The sequence below is a fragment of the Brevundimonas sp. genome (genome assembly GCF_016463485.1).
Taxonomy (GTDB): Bacteria; Pseudomonadota; Alphaproteobacteria; order Caulobacterales; family Caulobacteraceae; genus Brevundimonas.
The window spans coordinates 1-16,620 of record NZ_JAEMRD010000072.1 but is presented as its reverse complement, the minus strand read 5'-3'; the positions used below and the strand labels follow the sequence as shown (position 1 = coordinate 16,620).

The following is a 16,620-nucleotide window of genomic DNA, read 5'->3' as shown; positions in this document are numbered from 1 at the left end:
GCAAAGGCTCGGGACTCGGTGGAGCCGGATCGGCGCGCAATGTCCTGAGGAAGCGCACCGCTTCGACGGTGCCTTCTCCCGGGCGAAGGGTGGGGCCCGAGCCAACGTTGAGACGCCGGGTGACCGACAGCGGCTCTTCGGGCAGCCCCGGAAAGGCGACGCCCAGCCCCAGGGCGCATGCCGCCAACAGAAGCACAAGGATAGCGAGCGCGCGCATCATGCCGGCGCGCCTGACGCATCCGCAATCTCCACGGGTGCGGCGATTCCGATCGTCACGCGTCCGCTGGCGGGCGGACCGCTTGGCGTCCCCAGCGGGGTGATCATTGGTACGTTCACAAGCTCATAAGAGAAGCTTGTCACCCGGAACCCCTCGGGCCAGCCCGCCAGCCCGTCGAGGAAGGCGAAAGTCGGTCCCCACCGCAGGTCGGCCTGCACGTCGGCGCCGAGCCAGGAGATCGGACCGATGGTCTGGAGCTCGGTGTCGGTAGTGATCCGAAAGTTGGTCAACTGCGCCGCCGTCGCGGATTCCAGTATGCGCTGTTCGAGGGCGACCTGGGCCACGGCGACATTGCCGGCCGTAAAACCCCAGCTGTTCATATCCTCGAGAACCGCCGCGTCTTGGGCGTCCCGCGCCAGCTGAGCAGCCTGGCTTTGCGCGGCGCGGGCCTCGGCTCGGCGGGTCAGCGCATCGACGTAGCGCGCTTCCTGCGACGACCGCCAATCCAGGGCTGCGACCGGTGCATAGGCGATTGCCGCCACGACCAGGGAGCCGAGCAACAACCGCTCGCGGGGCGTGGTCCGGGCAAGCCTCTCGGCCAGTCCGCCGGCCCCTGCCGCCATGGCGCCGCGAAAACGAGTTATGTCCAGCAAACTGACTGCACGTCCTTGAAAACGAAGCGCAACGCTTTGTGATCGACCGCCCCAACGGCGTGCGATATAGCAGCAGTCGTCTGAGTGACCTAGCACAACATCCGAGGCGGCACGCGTGAAGTCCAGCGCCCAACACAAAGCTCGTATCCGTTCGGCCCGGTTGCGCCGCGCCGGATTCAGCCTGCTGGAGATTCTGGTGGTCCTGGCGATTATCGCTCTGATCGCCGCCGTGGTGGGGCCGCGCCTTTTCGCCCAACTGGATCGATCCAAGACCACGACCGCCCGCCTGCAGATACGCGCGCTGGAAGCGGCGCTCGAGACGATGCGCCTCGATATCGGGCGTTTGCCGACGGAGCAGGAGGGGCTGGCGCTGCTAACCCAAGCGGATTCGAGTCAGGTTGCCGGATGGTCGGGCCCCTATCTGGACAAGGGACTTCCCTCCGATCCGTGGGCGCGTCCCTATATTTACGTCGCTCCGGCCGCGACGCCGGCGGGCGCATCCGAAGATTCCGCGCGCGTCATCAGCTACGGCGCGGATGGCGCCGAAGGTGGCGAAGGGGCCAATGCGGACGTCAACTCCGATCAAGCGCGTTAATCGGGCCCTGCGACCCGGGTTCTCTCTCATGGAGATTCTGGTCGTGCTCGTCATCATGGCGTTGAGTACGGCTCTGATCATGCCCAGTACGGCGAGGATGCTCGACCAAGCGACTTCGCACGCGGTGTTCTTCGAATTTCAACGCGATGTGTCGGAACTTCGGCGCTCGGCGAACCGCTCGGGCATTGGCGTGCGTCTGGTGGATCCGGCGAAATACACGCCGGCCACTGAGGGCGAAGCGATTGTCACCCTGCGCGCGCCGTGGCGATACACATTGGCGCCCGACCTCGAAATACAGGAAGGTGGCGTCTGTTCAGCGGCTACGGCCAACCTGATCAACGGCGACCGTGTCGTGATGACGCTGCATACTTCTACCGATGATTGCCGATTTATTCGCCTGCAGTCAGCGGCGGGGCAGACTGGACCATAGTCATATCGAAGATGATGGTGTGGGCGCCTTGGTCCGTTCGGGGGCGCACATCGGTGAAGTAGCCCGACTGCTCAAATTCCATGGTCAGCTCGCTCGCCTTGTCTACGGCGCTGTAGGGCAGAGTAGCTGACAGGGTTGTACCATCCACGGTCATCGCCATCGGCGCCAGATCATAGAGTGCGAGCACCCCGATAGCGGCGCCGGCCGCGGAGAGCGGACTTGTCTGGGCCTCCGCATCACGGAAGGCCTTTAGTCGCTGGAGTTCCGCCTCGGCTTCTCTGAGAGCGGAGGTTCGCGGCGTGGTGGCCTGGATTTCGGTCGCTTCCTTTTCGATCTTGTCGGCGCTGCGCTGCAATCCGATGCCTTGGCCTGCCCAGAACAGCGACAGCGATGCGATCAGGGACGCCAGAAACCCGCCGCCCAGTCGAAGGGCGTCGCCCCTGGAAATGTCGCCGGGCGACAGGGAGAAAGCCTCACTGTCGTCAGCGATCGGCAGGGTTTCCGCCTGCGGCGGCGTCTGCGGGGCCTCGATGGCGCCGCGCTGGACGCGGGCGAAGGCGGCCCAACTGGCGTCGTCGAACCTGGTCGGGCGCCAGACCGAAGCCACCAGAGCTGCGTTCCGCCACAGCTGGCCCTCGTAGCCCTCGCACAGGTTCACGATCCGCCAGTCGCGGCCGGCGGGCTGAGCCATCGTCTCGGGTCTGAGGAGGGGGGCGCTCGTATAACCGGCCGCATTCAACAGCGTCTGGACCCGCGCGAGGTCCCACCACCATATGCAGTATGCGTCGCCAGCCCTGGTCAGCGCCACTCCGGCCACGATGTAAGGCGACGCCGACCGCGCGTGCAGCCGAGCCGCCTGGTGACGGCGCGAACGCGGCACCGCCGAGGCGTCGAACAGAGCGAAGGTGCAGAGATCTCTGGCGAGGAGGATGACGGGCCGACGGAAACGGCCGAACACGCCCGCGTCGTGGACATGCCGAAGCTGCCCATCAGCGCTCAGCCGTTCAACCGAGGGGGTAAGGAAAGGGTGTCGCATCGATCGGGTCGCTGGCGGCGTCGGGCGCCGCCTCCTTCAATTCAGCTTGGTCAATCCAAAGCGGCAGTTCAGCCCCTCCGGGAGTGAGAGAAATCCTGGCGCGATAGACCCATCTCGAGCGCGTATCTCGGATCGTATAGACAAACCTCCCGGAGGGGAAAGTGTATCGCCTTTCGCCTTCGATCAGGTTCGATGCACCGCTGGCCGCGACAAAGTCCTGCAGCGAGAGAAAAGGGCTCGACTGACGCGCCCGCACGGCGGCTTCGGCCTGTTCCTGAGTAATACCGAACAGGATTTGTAAAGACTGGGAAGAGGCCGTGTTCACATTCATCAGGAAAGTGGCGCGATCGAAGGCTAGATCGCTTTCCAGGCCTCGCCAGCGGCGATTGTCGATCTCCGGCCGCACGCCCAGCAGGGACAACCATTCGGACGGCCTGAGCAGGCTCCGATTGGCGGTCCGCGCCCGTCCATAATCCGACTGTTCGGCGCCCCCCGTTCGGGCGAGGGAATCGGTGTCGACATAGTCCAGATAGATTTGCTGAATTCGTCGCTGACGGGCGTCGCCCAGTCCCATCGCCTCGGCCAAGCGCACTGACTGAAGCTCGTCGAGACCCGCCAAGTTGATCATGCCCGCTTCGTCCTGAACGGAGATGATCAGGGGTGAAACGGGTTGAGCCGAATAGGGCCGTCCGTCCAAATGCAGCAATAGGGCGGAGCCCGCCTGACCTTGTGGAAGGCCCGCTTCGAACTCGTCTGTCGCGCGTCGCCCGCCGACCGCGATCGAGTCGATGGAGAGGGGCTCAGTCACCGCCAGGTAAGACAGGTTGGCCTCAAGCGTCAGAGCCGCCTCGGTGAATCGGACACGAGCCTGCGCCGAGTTGGCCTCTCGGGTCAGGTTGGCAAGGGCGGTGATCGCCACGAGGAAGATCAGGGTGACCACGCCCGTGACCGCAAGAACCGCGGGCAGGGCGAATCCGGAACGCCTAGCTTTCATCGGAGCGGGCCCAGATGTCGGGGCGACCTGTCGTCGCGCGGGCAATCAGGTCGAGATCCGGCCCGCCGCGCAGACGGACCCACAGATTTGACGATCTGATATTGCCGAAGTCCTGCTGGTCCGTCGGCGTGTTGTCGAAGCTGGACGTCCAGGTCGATCCATCTGTCGAATACGAGAACTGCGCCCGGCCGCGCGGGAGTCTGAACAGGACGGCTTCGCGATCCGCAGCGCGGCATACGACAGCCGAGCCGCCTCCGTCCTGATCACGAATTTCGAGGCGCAGGATGCCGGCCCAACCCTTGAGCGCGCACTGGGTGGATCGCGCCATAACAACCTCGGTTTCCAACCTTAAGACATCGCCCGTGGTGACGGGATCGCCGGGAACGAAAGTGTTGGCGGGGCGAAGCGCTATGCTCTGGATCGTCACACGGTAGTCTGAGCGGGAAATGTCGCTGTCAGAAGCTTCCAATGCCCTCCGCCCCAGGCTGAACCCTGCGTCGCCTGCGCGGATGCCAATGGAGAAGACGATGGCAAGCACCATGCCGGCGATCGCCAGCACCACCAGGGCCTCGATAAGTGAAAATCCGGACGGAAAACGGCGCACGACTGCTCTCTAGCGCCAAAGGGGCGGCTGGCCCAGCCATGAGCGCTCACGGCTGTCACGCTTGGCTCTACCATCCGCAACTGATATTGACCGGATGAAGGGGGAGAAGAATGCGCAAAACGATTTCTCTCGCCCTTGTTGCCGGGCTTGCCGCCTGCCTCGCCACGGCCGGGCTCGCGGGTGGGGTGGCTTTTGGGGAAGTGAAGGCTACGCCTGCGCCTCACGCCCTGCCTTCGCCCGCGCCCGCGGCGGATCCCTACGCTGTCCGCCGCGCTAACTTCAATGCAAGGCTCAGCGGAATGATCGCCGCGGGCGAAGGCCGCCGCCTTTCCGACGCCGCCGCGTCTCGGGCGCAGGCGCCAGTGCGGCGTCAGCCCCGCTCGACCGTCCCGACAGCCCCGGTCCGCCAGGACCCCGCCCGGGCTGCGGGCTCGTCGAGCCTTGCAGTTTCCACCATCGCGCCGCCGCCCGTCGTGTTGGGCTCACACGCCAACCTGTCACGGAGTCGAGGCTATCTTGCACCCGTGCTGAACCTGCGCACAGCGCCGCTCGTGCCCGACAACGACGTGGAATGTCTGACCCAGGCAATTTACTACGAGGCTCGGAACGAGAGCGAGGAAGGCCAGGCCGCCGTCGCCGAGGTCGTCATCAACCGCTCGAAGACGCGGGGATACCCTTCAAAAATCTGCGAGGTCGTCTACCAGCGCAACTCGCGCACCTGCCAGTTCACCTTCACCTGCGACGGGTCGATCGGACGCAGCCCGGTGAGCATGACCGCCTGGACGCGGGCGGAACGGATCGCCCGCGAAGTCTACGCCGGACAGGCGCAACCGCTATTGCCCGCCAGTTCGGTAAACTACCACGCTAACTATGTCCGGCCTTCGTGGGGCAGGCGACTGGAACGCGTGCGGCAGATCGGGGCCCATATCTTCTACGGCGCGGCGCGGGGGGGCGGCCGGACACCCGGCGCCCAGGATCCCGTCTCCGAACCCGAGCGGCGTCCGCTCTTCCACCGTATTGAGGCCCTGGATCGCGCCTACGCCTTGGTCACGGGAGGGAATGCGCCCGCCGCCGCCCCTCCGGACGGACAATCCTGAGGTCCCGGCGTCAATCACGGCCCGGACGTGATCGGGTCGCCGGTCGCCTTTCCAAACAACATCCCGCGCCGCGCGTCGGACCCGAAGACGAGGTTACCCTGTCCATGCCTTCCAAAGTGACGCTTGTCGAAACGCGCCGGTTCGGAGATTCCCGCGGCTGGTTCTCGGAAACCTACGCCGAGGCCAGATACGCCGCGCTTGGCGTCGATGTGCGCTTCGTCCAGGATAACCAGTCCTATTCCGCCTTTCCGGGGACGATCCGGGGCATCCACTTCCAGACGCCGCCCCATGCCCAGGCCAAGCTTGTGCGATGCCCGCGTGGGCGCATCATCGACTACGCCGTCGACCTGCGAAAAGGCTCGCCGACTTACGGCAAGGTCGCCTTCGCCGAACTGAGCGCCGAGAATGGTCGCCAGTTGTTCGTGCCGGTCGGCTTCGGCCACGCCTTCATCACGATGGAGCCGGACACCGAGGTCGCCTACAAGGTGTCAGACGTCTATGCGGCCGATTGCGACGGCGGTGTCGCGTGGGATGATCCCGACCTGGCGATCGACTGGCCATTGCCGACATCCGGTCCGGTCCTGTCCGACAAGGACATGGCGCTGCCGCGTCTCGCTCGTTTCGACAGCCCATTCGCTTACGATGGCGTGCCGATGGCCGACACGGGCGATCTGGGCTAGGTCACGGCCGAGGAGATTGACTTCAATGCGTATTCTGGTCACCGGCGGCGCCGGCTTCATCGGCTCGGCCCTGGTCCGCCGCCTGATCCGCGACACCGAGCACGAGGTGCTGGTGTTCGACAAACTGACCTATGCCGGTCTGCTGAGCTCGCTTGAGCCGGCCTCGACCAGCAACCGCTACGGCTTCGTCCAGGCGGATATCTGCGATCCGGCGGCCGTGGCGGCGGCGCTGGCCGACTTCAGGCCCGAGGTCATCGCCCACCTGGCGGCGGAGAGCCACGTCGATCGCTCGATCGACGGGCCGGGCGAGTTCGTCCAGACCAATGTCGTCGGCACCTTCAACATGCTGCAGCAGGCGCTGGGCTATTATCGCGGTCTCGGCGACGCCGAGAAGGCCGCCTTCCGCTTCCACCATATCTCCACCGACGAGGTGTTCGGTTCGCTGGGCGAGACGGGGCTGTTCTCGGAGACCACGCCCTACGATCCGCGCTCGCCCTATTCGGCGTCCAAGGCGGCGTCGGATCACCTCGTCAGCGCCTGGGGCCACACCTACGGCCTGCCGGTCCTGATGACCAACTGCTCGAACAACTACGGGCCGTATCATTTCCCCGAGAAGCTGATCCCGCTGATCATCATCCGGGCGCTGAACGGCGAGCCGCTGCCGGTCTATGGCGACGGGTCGAACGTGCGCGACTGGCTGTTCGTCGATGATCACGCCCGCGCGCTGCAGGCCGTGTTCGAGCGCGGCAGGCCGGGCCAGACCTACAATGTCGGCGGCAATGCCGAGCAGAAGAACATCGACGTGGTCAAGGCGATCTGCGCGACCCTGGATCGTCTTCAGCCCCGCGCCGACGGCAAGCCGTACGCCGACCAGATCACCTTCGTCACCGACCGGCCGGGCCACGACGCCCGATACGCCATCGACGCCACCAAGATCCGCGACGAACTGGGCTGGACCCCGTCGGTGACCTTCGAGGAAGGCATCCAGCAGACCGTGCGCTGGTACCTGGACAATCGCGGCTGGTGGCAGGCGATCCTGGACGGCCGCTACCAGACCGAGCGACTGGGCGTCGCCAATGGCTGAGGACGTCGTCGACATCCTCGTCACCGGCGGGGCGGGCCAGGTCGGGCTTGAACTGGCCCGGGTCGCCTGGCCGGATCGCGTCCGCCTGCATCTGCCGACGCGCGCCGAGCTTGATCTGGGCGACGCTGACGCTGTCCGCGCGCTCTTCGCGGCGACGCCGTTCAAGGCGGTGATCAACTCCGGCGCCTATACGGCCGTGGACAAGGCCGAGGGCGACGTCGTCGCCGCCTTCGCCGCCAACGCCATGGGACCGGCGATCCTCGCCGAGGCCACTCAGGGGGCCGGCATCCCCCTGGTCCAGGTGTCCACCGACTACGTCTTCGACGGTTCGGGCGAGCAGGACTATTCGGAGACCGATCCGGTCGGACCGCTGGGCGTCTATGGCGCCTCCAAGCTGGCGGGCGAGTACGCCGTCCGCACCGGCAATCCCCGCTCGGTGGTTCTGCGCACCGCCTGGGTGCTCAGCGTCCATCGCGGCAATTTCCTCAAGACCATGCTGCGTCTGGCCGCCGACCGACCGGCCCTGCGCGTCGTCGACGACCAGACGGGCAGCCCGACCTCGGCGCGCGACATCGCCGGGGTCCTGGCCGACATCACGCTGAAGATGATCGCCGACCCGGAGGCGCCGACCGGCGTCTATCATTTCGTCAACGGCGGCTCGACCAGCTGGGCCGGGCTGGCGCGCGAGATATTCACACAGAGCGCGGCCCTTGGCGGCCCCGCCGCCGCGGTCGAGGGCATCACGACCGCCGACTATCCGACGCCGGCGCGCCGGCCCTCGAACTCGCGCCTGTCGACGTTCAAGATCACCCGCGACTACGGGGTGACGCCCCGGCCCTGGCAGGACGCCGTGGCCGAGATCGTCGCCGAACTGCACCAGGAGACTATCGCGTGAAGGGCATCATCCTCGCCGGCGGATCGGGCACGCGCCTGCATCCCATGACGCTTGTCACCTCCAAGCAGCTGATGCCGATCTACGACAAGCCGATGATCTACTATCCGCTGTCGACCCTGATGCTGGCCGGCATCCGCGAGGTGCTGATCATCTCCACGCCGCGCGACACGCCGTCGTTCCAGGCTCTGCTGGGCGACGGATCGAAGTGGGGCATGGACATCCAGTATGCGGTCCAGCCCAGCCCCGACGGCCTCGCCCAGGCCTATGTCATCGGCGCGGACTTCGTCGCCGGCGGCCCGTCGTCGCTGATCCTTGGCGACAACATCTTTTACGGTCACGGCATCATCGACCTGTTCAAGAGCGCGATGGCGCGGCCGACGGGCGCCTCGGTCTTCGCCTATCACGTCAACGATCCCGAACGGTATGGCGTGGTCGAGTTCGATGCCGACATGCGCGCCCTGTCGATCGAGGAGAAGCCGCTCGAGCCCAAGTCGTCATGGGCGGTCACGGGTCTGTATTTCTACGACGGGCAGGTGGTCGACATCGCCGCCAACCTGAAGCCGTCGGCGCGGGGCGAGCTGGAGATCACCGACGTCAACCGCGAATACCTGGAGCGCGGCCAGTTGTCGGTCGAGATCATGGGACGCGGCTTCGCTTGGCTGGACACGGGCACGCCCGACAGCTTGCTGGAAGCCGCCGAGTTCGTGCGCACGCTGGAGAAACGCCAGGGCTTCAAGATCGCCTGTCCGGAAGAGATCGCTTTCGATCAAGGCTTCATCGACGTGGCCCGGATGGAAAGTCTGGTCAGCGCGCTCGGCAAGAGCGACTACGGCCGTTACCTGCGGCAGACGGTTCTGGAGCGGAAGTGATCCGCCGCGGGGCCGGTCTGGCGGCCCTGGGGCTCATTACCTTGCTGGCCGGCTGCTCGCCGTCGTACACCCGAGCGCAGTCATCCCCGCCGACGGACTATCTGATCCAGATGGTGTGTGTTGACGCTGCCGATACGCCGATCTTCGCCGATCCTGTCGACTGTCCCGGCAGCCGCCGCAAGCTGCGGATCGGCGAGCCGCTGCCCTATCACAAGATCGACGTCGGCGGCTTCCAGATCAGTGACTCCTATCCCGTTGCCGACGCCAACGGCCTGACGCTGGGCGTCCAGAGCTATTTCTTCACCGACGCCTTCGACGACGACCCGGCCTTTCCGAACCAGGTCCATCACGATCCGGCGCGCGGCGGCTACAACATCATCGGCGCGGACGAGGAGTTCGTCTTCTTCCGCGGCACCTCGGATCCCGGCGCCTACTGGCAGCCGTGGTGGACGCCGGATTGCCGCGCCCAGGGCTGGCTCCTCTTTCCCAACGACCATCGCGCGTTGCGGAGCGGGGAGGCGGCGTCGCCGGCCACCTTCGCGCCCGGCTGCGAAGGGCGCATCCGAACCAATGCGTCGACGGTGGAGTGGCGCTACGTCGCGGCGCAGCCCTTTGTCGTCGATCCGGCCGATCCATCGCGCACGCGGACCCTGGCCTCGATCGTGGTCCGGCATTTTTCAGCGGGCTATGGCTCGATGGAAACCAACTACTTCACCAGGGAGTATGGGGTGACCCGCTGGGAGGCCTGGCGTCCCGGCCGAGGTCTGACGCTGGAGGCGCTGAAACCCCGTTGTCCCGGCGGCCCTTACGAAGCCCGCTTCCATGGGCGAACATTCTCCATGGTCGATTGCAGGACCTGGACCGCCGTGGTGCAGCCGGCCGGCGGGCTGTGGGATCCGGACGGCGCATCGGCGGTCGATCCAACGATCCGGACTTTTCCTGTCGATCCGCTCTACACGGGGCGAAACCTGCTTGAGAACACCCATGTCGGCGGGCCGTATGAACCCGAGGGCTCGTACGCATGCAATGAGCAGGGCTGGACGCCGACACGTGCTCCGGCTCCTCTGACGCCGGGAACGCTCGACGGCCCGCCGTGGAGCGCGAACGGCAACTGCCTCCGGACCATCCTCGCCGAAAGCGTGCCGGCGGGCGCTTACGGACAGACAATCGATGCTCCGCCCCCGGGTGACTATCGCTTCGGGGTGAGCCTGTTCGCGCCGGACCTGGCGACGGGGCAGACCGCGTCGGCCGAGGTGCGCCTCGCCCAGCGCGACCTCGCCGGCGGCGAGGTTGCCGTGCAGAGGCTTCAAGCCACGATTCAATCTCGCTACCGGACCTTCGAGGGCGAGGTCAAACGCGACCCGCGCGCCGCGACCTTCACGTTCGAGGTTTCTCCCGTGACCGCAGGCATCCGCATGGCCGTCACCGGAGCCTATATCGCTGCGAGGTAGTCCACTATGCGACGCTCAACGAAACACCTTCAGGCCGCGATTCTCACACGACGGGCCCACCACCGCTGGAGACGCCGCCAAGCCTTGGCTCCCGGCCGGACGACCGGCCCGCGGCACTCAAGCCGCCACTGACTGAGCTTGGCCTGCACAAGCAGATCCGTGGGATTGTGCGCCAGTGCGGCTCCCAATGCGGCGCACGCTTCCTGCGCCGCCCCGCCTTTCCAGAGAATATCGGCGGCCCAGATCTGGAAGCGAGACATGTGGGGGGCGATCGCGGCGACCTGAGCCGCCACGTTGCAGGCCTCTTCCAGATTGCCCGCAGCCACCAGGGCGTCGGCATAGGGGATCAGATAATCGGGCTTGGCCCCGGAGATCTCGACCAGGAGCTTGTGATGTACAAGCGCTTCCTGATGCAGATTTTGCCTGGAGAGCAGCGCCGCCAGGCTGGACAGCGCGTGGCCGTTCAGGGGGCCGAGCTCGACCGCTTTCCGAGCCAGTCCCAGGCCGGTCCGGTCTCGGCTGGCGGGCTGGCGCAGCGCCAGTTCGCCATAATAGTTGGCGCTGGCACGCCGACGCAGACGCGCCTCCCTCTGAATCGTCGGTCCGTCGATGACGCCTTCCAGGCCGTCGAACACGAGCGATCGCAACAGTCCGATCTCGTCCAGGTAGACCGCAACGGGATGGGCCGTATGCGGAAGGCGGACGGCCACCGTCTCCACGTCCTGGCCGATGCGATCGCCATGCCAGCCGTCGAGCCCGGTCGAATCGTAGATCACGACCGGCTTGATCGCGCTCCGAATGGGGCCGTCGACCGCTTCGAGCCATTGGATGCGATGGGCGTCCTGCTGCCACCGCCTGTCATGGCCAGCCTTGGCCGGATCCAGTGAGTACTGGGGTGAGAAAGCCAGGACGCTGGTCGCTCCCACCGCGTCGGCGAAGCGGACCGCCGCATATCCGCCCATGCTGGAGCCATAGGTCATCACCCGCTGCGCACCCGCGACCCCCTGTCTAACGGCGGCGAGGGCGTCGGCGATTTCCGGATACTGATACCAGTCGTTGCCTCGCCCCAAGACGTGAATCGCGGAAATGCCATAGGCCTTCAGGAACGGCTCGCCGAAGCCGTCACGTTCGAACCCCGGCCCGAGACCGTAGTTGTCGAACGTCACGACCCAGCGAGAGAGGTCCTCGCAAGGGACGCTTCGCACGACGAGATTGGCGGTGCGGAAAAGCTCGCTCATCACGCCTCTTTGGCCCGACTGCGGATGAGGATTCAACCCCGTCGATAATGGTTGTCGCAAGCGCTTGTCTCCGCCCCGATCCAAGGGCTAGGGTCCGCCACCGTTGCCATCCGGACGCCTTCATGACCTTGACCAAGCGGCTTGCGCGCGCGAGACGCGCCTTTTTTCGTGATGACAGCGCGCCGGTTCAAGGCAGATCGGCCCCGGCCAGATCAGGGGTGGAGTACTTCTACCTCTCACCCGAGCTGGCTCTGACGCGCCTGCTTAACGGCTACCTCCTGTATATCGATCCGCAGGATGAAACGATGAGCGCGCACCTGATCGGGCACGGCTACTGGGAGCCCAATGTCTATTCCGTCGTCTGGTCCCTCGTCCGCCCGGGAGACACGGTGGTCGAGGTCGGCGCGAATGTCGGTTACTACACCGTCGCCATGGCCGCGCTGGTCGGAGAGGCGGGATCGGTGACCTCCTTCGAAGCCAACCCCCGCCTCGCTGAAATGGTCGAGAAGTCCGCCTATATCAACGGCTTCAAAAAGCACGTCCGGGTCGTGCCCAAGGCAGTCTTCGAAACGCCGGGCACGATCAAGTTCGACGCCTCAAGAAAGCGCTCGGGCTGGGGACACGTGAGCACCGACGGCCGTGCGGCATTCGAAGATTCCGTCGTCCTCGACGTCGAGGCGACCAATCTCGACGCCCACTACACCGGTCCCGTCGACTTTATCCGGCTGGACGCCGAGGGAAGCGAACCCTTCATTCTGCGAGGGGGCCAGCGGACGATCGAAGCGAGCCCCGGCGTGGTCATTTGCATGGAGTGGGATCCCATCCAAATGGCAGGGCGGACCTCACTTCCGGAGTTCATCGAGTGGCTCCATGCGCTGGGATTCCGCTCGTGGCGGATCGGCCTGGATGGGTCGCTGACAGCGGTGGATGCGGATCGAATGATCGACCTGGAGACCTGCGATATCGTTTGCTCGCGGACCGACCCTGTTGCTCGACGGCACCGGGTCAGGGGTTAGGTTGGCCAGTCGGTCCTGTCGGTCAGGATGGCATCTCGATCTGTCGAACGGTGATGCCCTCGAACAGAACCGTGCCAGAAAATGAGCCTTCCATCAGGATAATGCGGATTTCCGCGACGTCCACCTCGGACCAGATGAAGTCGAGCTCGAGTTCGTAGCGGCCGGGGGCTCCAGGGACCACATATTCACTGACACACGCCGTCCGCGTGCCCCAGTCCAGTCTGAACTGATGCTTGGCTGCGGCCGCGTCGACGCCAAACCGCAAGCATGCTCGCCAATTTCCCGGAGGCAGGTAGAGATAAGGTCCGGACACCATCATTCTGGGGCGTCCTGTGGTGTCAAGGACGCCGGCCGGGCCCGGGGCGTCCTGCATCGAACGCTGGTCGTAGGTGAAGAGGTCCTGTGCCCAGACCGTCGGTTGGTCGCTGCCCGGGCCGATCACCGCATAGGCATCGAAAGCCGCTGTGATGGAAGGCTGGCGCGAGACCTCCACTTTCGAGGGGGGGGGCACGAGGCGTAGCGCGCCGAGAACGGTCAGCGCTGTCGGCCTGGCGGCCAGATCCTTCGCCGAGACCACCGAATATCGGGACGCCAGGGCGGCGGCCCGTGAGAGCAGCATTGAGGCGTGCCTTTCTCGATCCGGCGTAGCCATGCCGGTCAGATCGCCGATCGCTTCGGGCGCGGTGGCGGGCTCCGGTATCAGGGCGATGATGCGGGTCGCCCCCGCGGCGAGAGCGATATGGGCATCGTTCGTGACCCGAACGGCGTCCGGAGGCGAATTCGTCTCGTCTGCAGCGTCCACCATGACGGTTCCTGCCTCTGCGGCGGCCCGACTGATTTCCATGCGCCAGGCCCGATCGTCCACAGAGGGCGTGAGAACGATCCATGGGGCCCCCGGCGGGCCATGCCCGACATCTTGCGGATCGCTCACGCGGCCCTCAGCCAAGTGTAGATATCGACCGCCTCGGCGATGTCTTCGAATAGCTTGGCCTTGCCGCTTTCGATAATCAGGGCTCGGGTGCAGTGGGATGCGACCAGATGTGTGTCGTGAGACGCCATCATGAAGGCCCGGTCTGCACGGTGCTGGAAAAGCTCTTCCTGACATTTTTGCTGGAAACGGGCGTCGCCAACCGCGACCAGCTCGTCGATCAGATAGCAGTCGAACTCGATGGCCAGCGACAGGCCGAACGCCAGGCGGGCCCGCATGCCGGACGAATAGTGTTTGACCGGGAGCTTCAGAGAAGTTCCCAGTTCCGCGAAATCATCGACGCGAGCCAGCACGTCGGCGTAATCGCGATTATAGATGCGCGCCAGAAAACGAATGTTGTCGAGACCGGACAGGCTGCCCTGAAAACCGCCGCCGAAGCCGATCGGCCACGACGACGTCATCTGCCAGCGAATGCGACCGCCCGTCTCCGGCAGGACGCCGCCCAGCATCTTGATGAGCGTGGACTTGCCCTGCCCGTTCCGCCCCAGGATGGCGAGACGGCCGCCCCGGCGCAGATCGAAGCTGAGGCCATTGAACAGATCCTTCTTGGCGCCGTGATAGCGCTTCGAAAGGTTGTCGACGACCAAGCCAACGGGCTCGGCGGATTCCATCAGTCCTGCCTGTGTTCGCGTACGCCGGCATAGACAAGCCAGCCCACCCCGTAGATCAGCACCATAGAGGCGAAAACGGTCAGAATCGACAGCCAGCGCTTCGGCTCGGATGCCTCGTCCGGCAGGCTGGGATTGACGATCCGGTCCAGATAAAGCTTCTGGCGTCGCGCTTCCTGCTCGGCTGTCACTACGGCCGCGGTCGCCTGGGTGAGTTCCCGGTCGGCGAACTCTCGGTTCAAGGACAGATCTTCATAGATGCTGATCTTCGGAGCCAGCGATCCGGCTGCGCCGGCAAGCTTGGCGCGTTCGCTAGCGATCTGGGCGGTGTAGGCCGCGATACGGCTGTCAAAAATCGGCAGCTGCGGGCTGCTGGGCGCTTCCGAAGCCAGTTGGGCGCGATCAGCGCGCAAGGTTGCGACCTGGGCGAGCAAGCCCCCGATCAGTTCGTTTCCTTCAGCAGCGGCGGCGGTGGGGTCGAGGAACTGCTCGCGATTGCGGAAGGCGGTGAGTTCCTGTTGCGCTAGCGAGAGACGCTGTCGCGCCTCGTCCCGCGAGCGCAGCGCGTCGCTGACGGCGTCCGCTGACGATCGCTCGTTCATCCGGTTGACGAGGTCTTCGCTGCTGGAAAGTAGTGCCTCGGTCAGCGCCTGGGCGTCACGGGGCCGGAACGCCTCGACACGCAGCGTACTGATCCCGGTCGCCGAGTCATAGCCGACCGTGATGTAACGCTGGAAACCCTTGTAAAGCGCCTCGTTGGAACGGCCCTCCCAAGGTCTCGGGAACCGGGAGAAGGCGTCGGCGCCGGGCGGTGCGAGGATATTCCAGATGTCATAGCGACGAGACAGGGCCGCCAAGCCGTCGCGGGACGTCACATACTCGTGCACAGCGAAGGCGTCGGTCTGGGTCGGTGCGATACCCACGCCTTGGAGCGCGACACCGAGCGAAGTCGGCGCGCTCTGGCCGGCCGACCTTACGAGAAACCGGGCCTCGGAAACGTAGCGGGGAGACGCGATCAGGAGAAAATAGATGGCGGCCAGTAGCGTTGGCAAGCCCACGATCAGCAGGCCGGCGACAGGAATTCTGCGCCACCAAGCCGGACGCCCGCGTTCGAACGCAAGCGTCCTGGGGATAGGTCCAACGTAGTTGAGCTTGGAGTCAGTCATTTCAGTTCCGTCGGGAGCCGGGCGGCGGGGCGCGGCCGGTCATTCGATCACAATCCGATTTTTAGCGTCGGCGAGCAGAAGCATTCCCGTGATCGCAAGGGCCGCCGAGACGGCCCACGCATATCCAGGGTGGTAATATGTGTGCACGAATTCGCCAAACACTCCCCCCCTCACCATCTCAATACCGTGGGGCATCGGAACGAGAAGGAAGGCTTCGCGGTACTTTTCCGGAAGCCATCCCACCATGAAAAAGGCTCCCGAGAGCGGGATCATGGCGTAGGTCAGGACCGGTACAAGTCGTTCCATGATTTCAAAGCGCGTCGCCAGACCGGCAAACAACAGGCCGAGGCCGAACCCGGTCCATGCCACTGTCAGCCATCCGCTATAGAGAAGAAGCCAGTCCTCGGGCAGACTGACTTCTCCGATGGCCATGAGCGTCAGGTAGACGACCACGAAGGCGGCGGTAGCACCCGCGAACTCCATCAGGTTTCGCGCGATGAAGATGTGCATTATGCCGATCGTACGATGGTGTAGCAGCCCGACATTCGCCTGGATCGCACCCAGGCTGAAGCTGATCATGTGTCTATAAAGCAACAAGGACATGTAACCGGTCATGGTCAGCGGTCCGAGTCGTATTCCGTGCTCATAAGACGGCTTGATGATCGACCACATAATCAGCACGCCAAAACAGAACAGCAGCGGCTCGCCGATCACCCAGAGGAAACCGATCCCTTCCCGACCAAACCGGGTGGTGAGCTCTCGCATTAGCAAGGCACCGATGATGCGGAGATGCTTCATCAAAGATGGCGTTCTCAGAGCTCCGACACGCAACCTGGCATTCCCTTTTTTCGGCGGCGGATGGCAGCCGGCTCACCGTTTTCACGGCGCCGGACCATACCGGGGAGTGCGGCCAGCGCAAGGCGGCTCCGCGAACTCAATTCACCGCGAACACGCCGCCGAAATCGGTCTGGGCGCTTTCAAAGTCAGGCGGCCGGCCGA

General features: G+C 65.1%; 19 protein-coding genes. 9 read left to right on the top strand and 10 right to left on the bottom strand.

Features of this window, described 5'->3' with window-relative positions; all coding sequences use genetic code 11:
• Together JHC99_RS11270 and JHC99_RS11265 are read right to left on the bottom strand one after the other, a co-directional pair.
• Positions 1-220 (bottom strand): hypothetical protein (locus tag JHC99_RS11270; protein ID WP_292154290.1); only part of this gene is annotated, 220 nt, incomplete at its 3' end.
• Entirely contained in the window at positions 217-870 is a 654-nt protein-coding gene (locus tag JHC99_RS11265; RefSeq protein ID WP_292154289.1) for a hypothetical protein, read from the bottom strand. The genes JHC99_RS11265 and JHC99_RS11270, both read right to left, overlap by 4 nt.
• Before the next feature lie 115 nt (positions 871-985).
• Here JHC99_RS11265 and gspG point away from each other — a divergent pair, with 115 nt between their 5' ends.
• Together gspG and JHC99_RS11255 are read left to right on the top strand one after the other, a co-directional pair.
• Complete coding sequence (gene gspG / locus JHC99_RS11260) at positions 986-1,465, top strand: type II secretion system major pseudopilin GspG (protein ID WP_292154287.1); 480 nt, start codon at positions 986-988, stop codon at positions 1,463-1,465.
• Positions 1,407-1,895, top strand: a complete 489-nt coding sequence (locus JHC99_RS11255) for a prepilin-type N-terminal cleavage/methylation domain-containing protein (RefSeq protein WP_366927792.1) — start codon at positions 1,407-1,409, stop codon at positions 1,893-1,895. Before gspG ends, JHC99_RS11255 begins: the two co-directional genes overlap by 59 nt.
• On the opposite strand, the gene JHC99_RS11250 is transcribed toward JHC99_RS11255, so the two are convergent.
• The 3 genes from JHC99_RS11250 to JHC99_RS11240 are packed head-to-tail and all read right to left on the bottom strand — an operon-like array spanning position 1,855 to position 4,529.
• Positions 1,855-2,853, bottom strand: a complete 999-nt coding sequence (locus JHC99_RS11250; protein WP_292154283.1) for a hypothetical protein — start codon at positions 2,851-2,853, stop codon at positions 1,855-1,857. The two genes, JHC99_RS11255 and JHC99_RS11250, sit on opposite strands and share 41 nt — an antisense overlap.
• Positions 2,854-2,899: 46 nt before the next feature.
• Positions 2,900-3,871: a type II secretion system protein GspK gene (locus JHC99_RS11245; RefSeq protein WP_292154282.1), complete on the bottom strand. Its 972-nt coding sequence runs from the start codon at positions 3,869-3,871 to the stop codon at positions 2,900-2,902.
• Positions 3,872-3,914: 43 nt separating this feature from the next.
• Positions 3,915-4,529 (bottom strand): prepilin-type N-terminal cleavage/methylation domain-containing protein, encoded by a 615-nt coding sequence (locus tag JHC99_RS11240; RefSeq protein WP_292154280.1) that lies wholly within the window; start codon positions 4,527-4,529, stop codon positions 3,915-3,917.
• Between the two features lie 299 nt (positions 4,530-4,828).
• Between JHC99_RS11240 and JHC99_RS11235 the strand changes: the two genes are divergently transcribed.
• From JHC99_RS11235 to JHC99_RS11210, 6 genes are all read left to right on the top strand, one after another.
• Positions 4,829-5,626, top strand: a complete 798-nt coding sequence (locus JHC99_RS11235; RefSeq protein WP_292154278.1) for a cell wall hydrolase — start codon at positions 4,829-4,831, stop codon at positions 5,624-5,626.
• A gap of 104 nt (positions 5,627-5,730) precedes the next feature.
• Complete coding sequence (rfbC, locus tag JHC99_RS11230) at positions 5,731-6,306, top strand: dTDP-4-dehydrorhamnose 3,5-epimerase (RefSeq protein ID WP_292154276.1); 576 nt, start codon at positions 5,731-5,733, stop codon at positions 6,304-6,306.
• Positions 6,307-6,331: 25 nt separating this feature from the next.
• Positions 6,332-7,390 carry a dTDP-glucose 4,6-dehydratase gene (gene rfbB, locus JHC99_RS11225; protein ID WP_292154274.1) on the top strand — a complete coding sequence of 353 codons (1,059 nt, stop codon included), beginning with the start codon at positions 6,332-6,334 and terminating at the stop codon, positions 7,388-7,390.
• Positions 7,383-8,285, top strand: a complete 903-nt coding sequence (gene rfbD / locus JHC99_RS11220) for a dTDP-4-dehydrorhamnose reductase (protein WP_292154273.1) — start codon at positions 7,383-7,385, stop codon at positions 8,283-8,285. Before rfbB ends, rfbD begins: the two co-directional genes overlap by 8 nt.
• The gene (gene rfbA, locus JHC99_RS11215; RefSeq protein WP_292154272.1) at positions 8,282-9,154 is read left to right on the top strand and encodes a glucose-1-phosphate thymidylyltransferase RfbA; all 873 of its coding nucleotides are present in this window, start codon (positions 8,282-8,284) and stop codon (positions 9,152-9,154) included. The genes rfbD and rfbA overlap by 4 nt, the downstream gene beginning before the upstream one ends.
• On the top strand, positions 9,151-10,605 hold the full coding sequence (locus tag JHC99_RS11210; protein ID WP_292154270.1) for a hypothetical protein: 1,455 nt from the start codon (positions 9,151-9,153) through the stop codon (positions 10,603-10,605). Before rfbA ends, JHC99_RS11210 begins: the two co-directional genes overlap by 4 nt.
• A 29-nt stretch (positions 10,606-10,634) precedes the next feature.
• Here the strand turns inward: JHC99_RS11210 and JHC99_RS11205 are convergent, their stop codons facing one another.
• Complete coding sequence (locus tag JHC99_RS11205; RefSeq protein WP_292154269.1) at positions 10,635-11,843, bottom strand: hypothetical protein; 1,209 nt, start codon at positions 11,841-11,843, stop codon at positions 10,635-10,637.
• A 122-nt stretch (positions 11,844-11,965) separates the two neighbouring features.
• On the opposite strand from JHC99_RS11205, the gene JHC99_RS11200 reads away from it, so the two are divergent.
• The gene (locus tag JHC99_RS11200) at positions 11,966-12,859 is read left to right on the top strand and encodes an FkbM family methyltransferase (RefSeq protein WP_292154267.1); all 894 of its coding nucleotides are present in this window, start codon (positions 11,966-11,968) and stop codon (positions 12,857-12,859) included.
• Positions 12,860-12,881: 22 nt separating this feature from the next.
• Here the strand turns inward: JHC99_RS11200 and JHC99_RS11195 are convergent, their stop codons facing one another.
• Genes JHC99_RS11195 through JHC99_RS11180 form a run of 4 tightly spaced genes read right to left on the bottom strand, consistent with a single transcriptional unit; the run spans position 12,882 to position 16,419 of the window.
• Complete coding sequence (locus JHC99_RS11195; protein ID WP_292154265.1) at positions 12,882-13,790, bottom strand: hypothetical protein; 909 nt, start codon at positions 13,788-13,790, stop codon at positions 12,882-12,884.
• Positions 13,787-14,458, bottom strand: a complete 672-nt coding sequence (locus JHC99_RS11190) for an ABC transporter ATP-binding protein (RefSeq protein WP_292154263.1) — start codon at positions 14,456-14,458, stop codon at positions 13,787-13,789. Before JHC99_RS11190 ends, JHC99_RS11195 begins: the two co-directional genes overlap by 4 nt.
• Positions 14,458-15,621: a chain-length determining protein gene (locus JHC99_RS11185; protein ID WP_292154262.1), complete on the bottom strand. Its 1,164-nt coding sequence runs from the start codon at positions 15,619-15,621 to the stop codon at positions 14,458-14,460. Before JHC99_RS11185 ends, JHC99_RS11190 begins: the two co-directional genes overlap by 1 nt.
• Before the next feature lie 39 nt (positions 15,622-15,660).
• Entirely contained in the window at positions 15,661-16,419 is a 759-nt protein-coding gene (locus tag JHC99_RS11180) for an ABC transporter permease (RefSeq protein WP_292154260.1), read from the bottom strand.
• Positions 16,420-16,620 lie beyond the last annotated feature (201 nt).

Coding starts and splice junctions, on each gene's coding strand:
- JHC99_RS11255 (WP_366927792.1), top strand. CDS start 1,407: ATGGCGCCGAAGGTGGCGAAGGGGCCAATGCGGACGTCAACTCCGATC.
- JHC99_RS11235 (WP_292154278.1), top strand. CDS start 4,829: ATGATCGCCGCGGGCGAAGGCCGCCGCCTTTCCGACGCCGCCGCGTCT.
- rfbC (WP_292154276.1), top strand. CDS start 5,731: ATGCCTTCCAAAGTGACGCTTGTCGAAACGCGCCGGTTCGGAGATTCC.
- rfbB (WP_292154274.1), top strand. CDS start 6,332: ATGCGTATTCTGGTCACCGGCGGCGCCGGCTTCATCGGCTCGGCCCTG.
- rfbD (WP_292154273.1), top strand. CDS start 7,383: ATGGCTGAGGACGTCGTCGACATCCTCGTCACCGGCGGGGCGGGCCAG.
- JHC99_RS11205 (WP_292154269.1), bottom strand. CDS start 11,843: ATGAGCGAGCTTTTCCGCACCGCCAATCTCGTCGTGCGAAGCGTCCCT.
- JHC99_RS11200 (WP_292154267.1), top strand. CDS start 11,966: ATGACCTTGACCAAGCGGCTTGCGCGCGCGAGACGCGCCTTTTTTCGT.
- JHC99_RS11190 (WP_292154263.1), bottom strand. CDS start 14,458: ATGGAATCCGCCGAGCCCGTTGGCTTGGTCGTCGACAACCTTTCGAAG.
- JHC99_RS11185 (WP_292154262.1), bottom strand. CDS start 15,621: ATGACTGACTCCAAGCTCAACTACGTTGGACCTATCCCCAGGACGCTT.
- JHC99_RS11180 (WP_292154260.1), bottom strand. CDS start 16,419: ATGAAGCATCTCCGCATCATCGGTGCCTTGCTAATGCGAGAGCTCACC.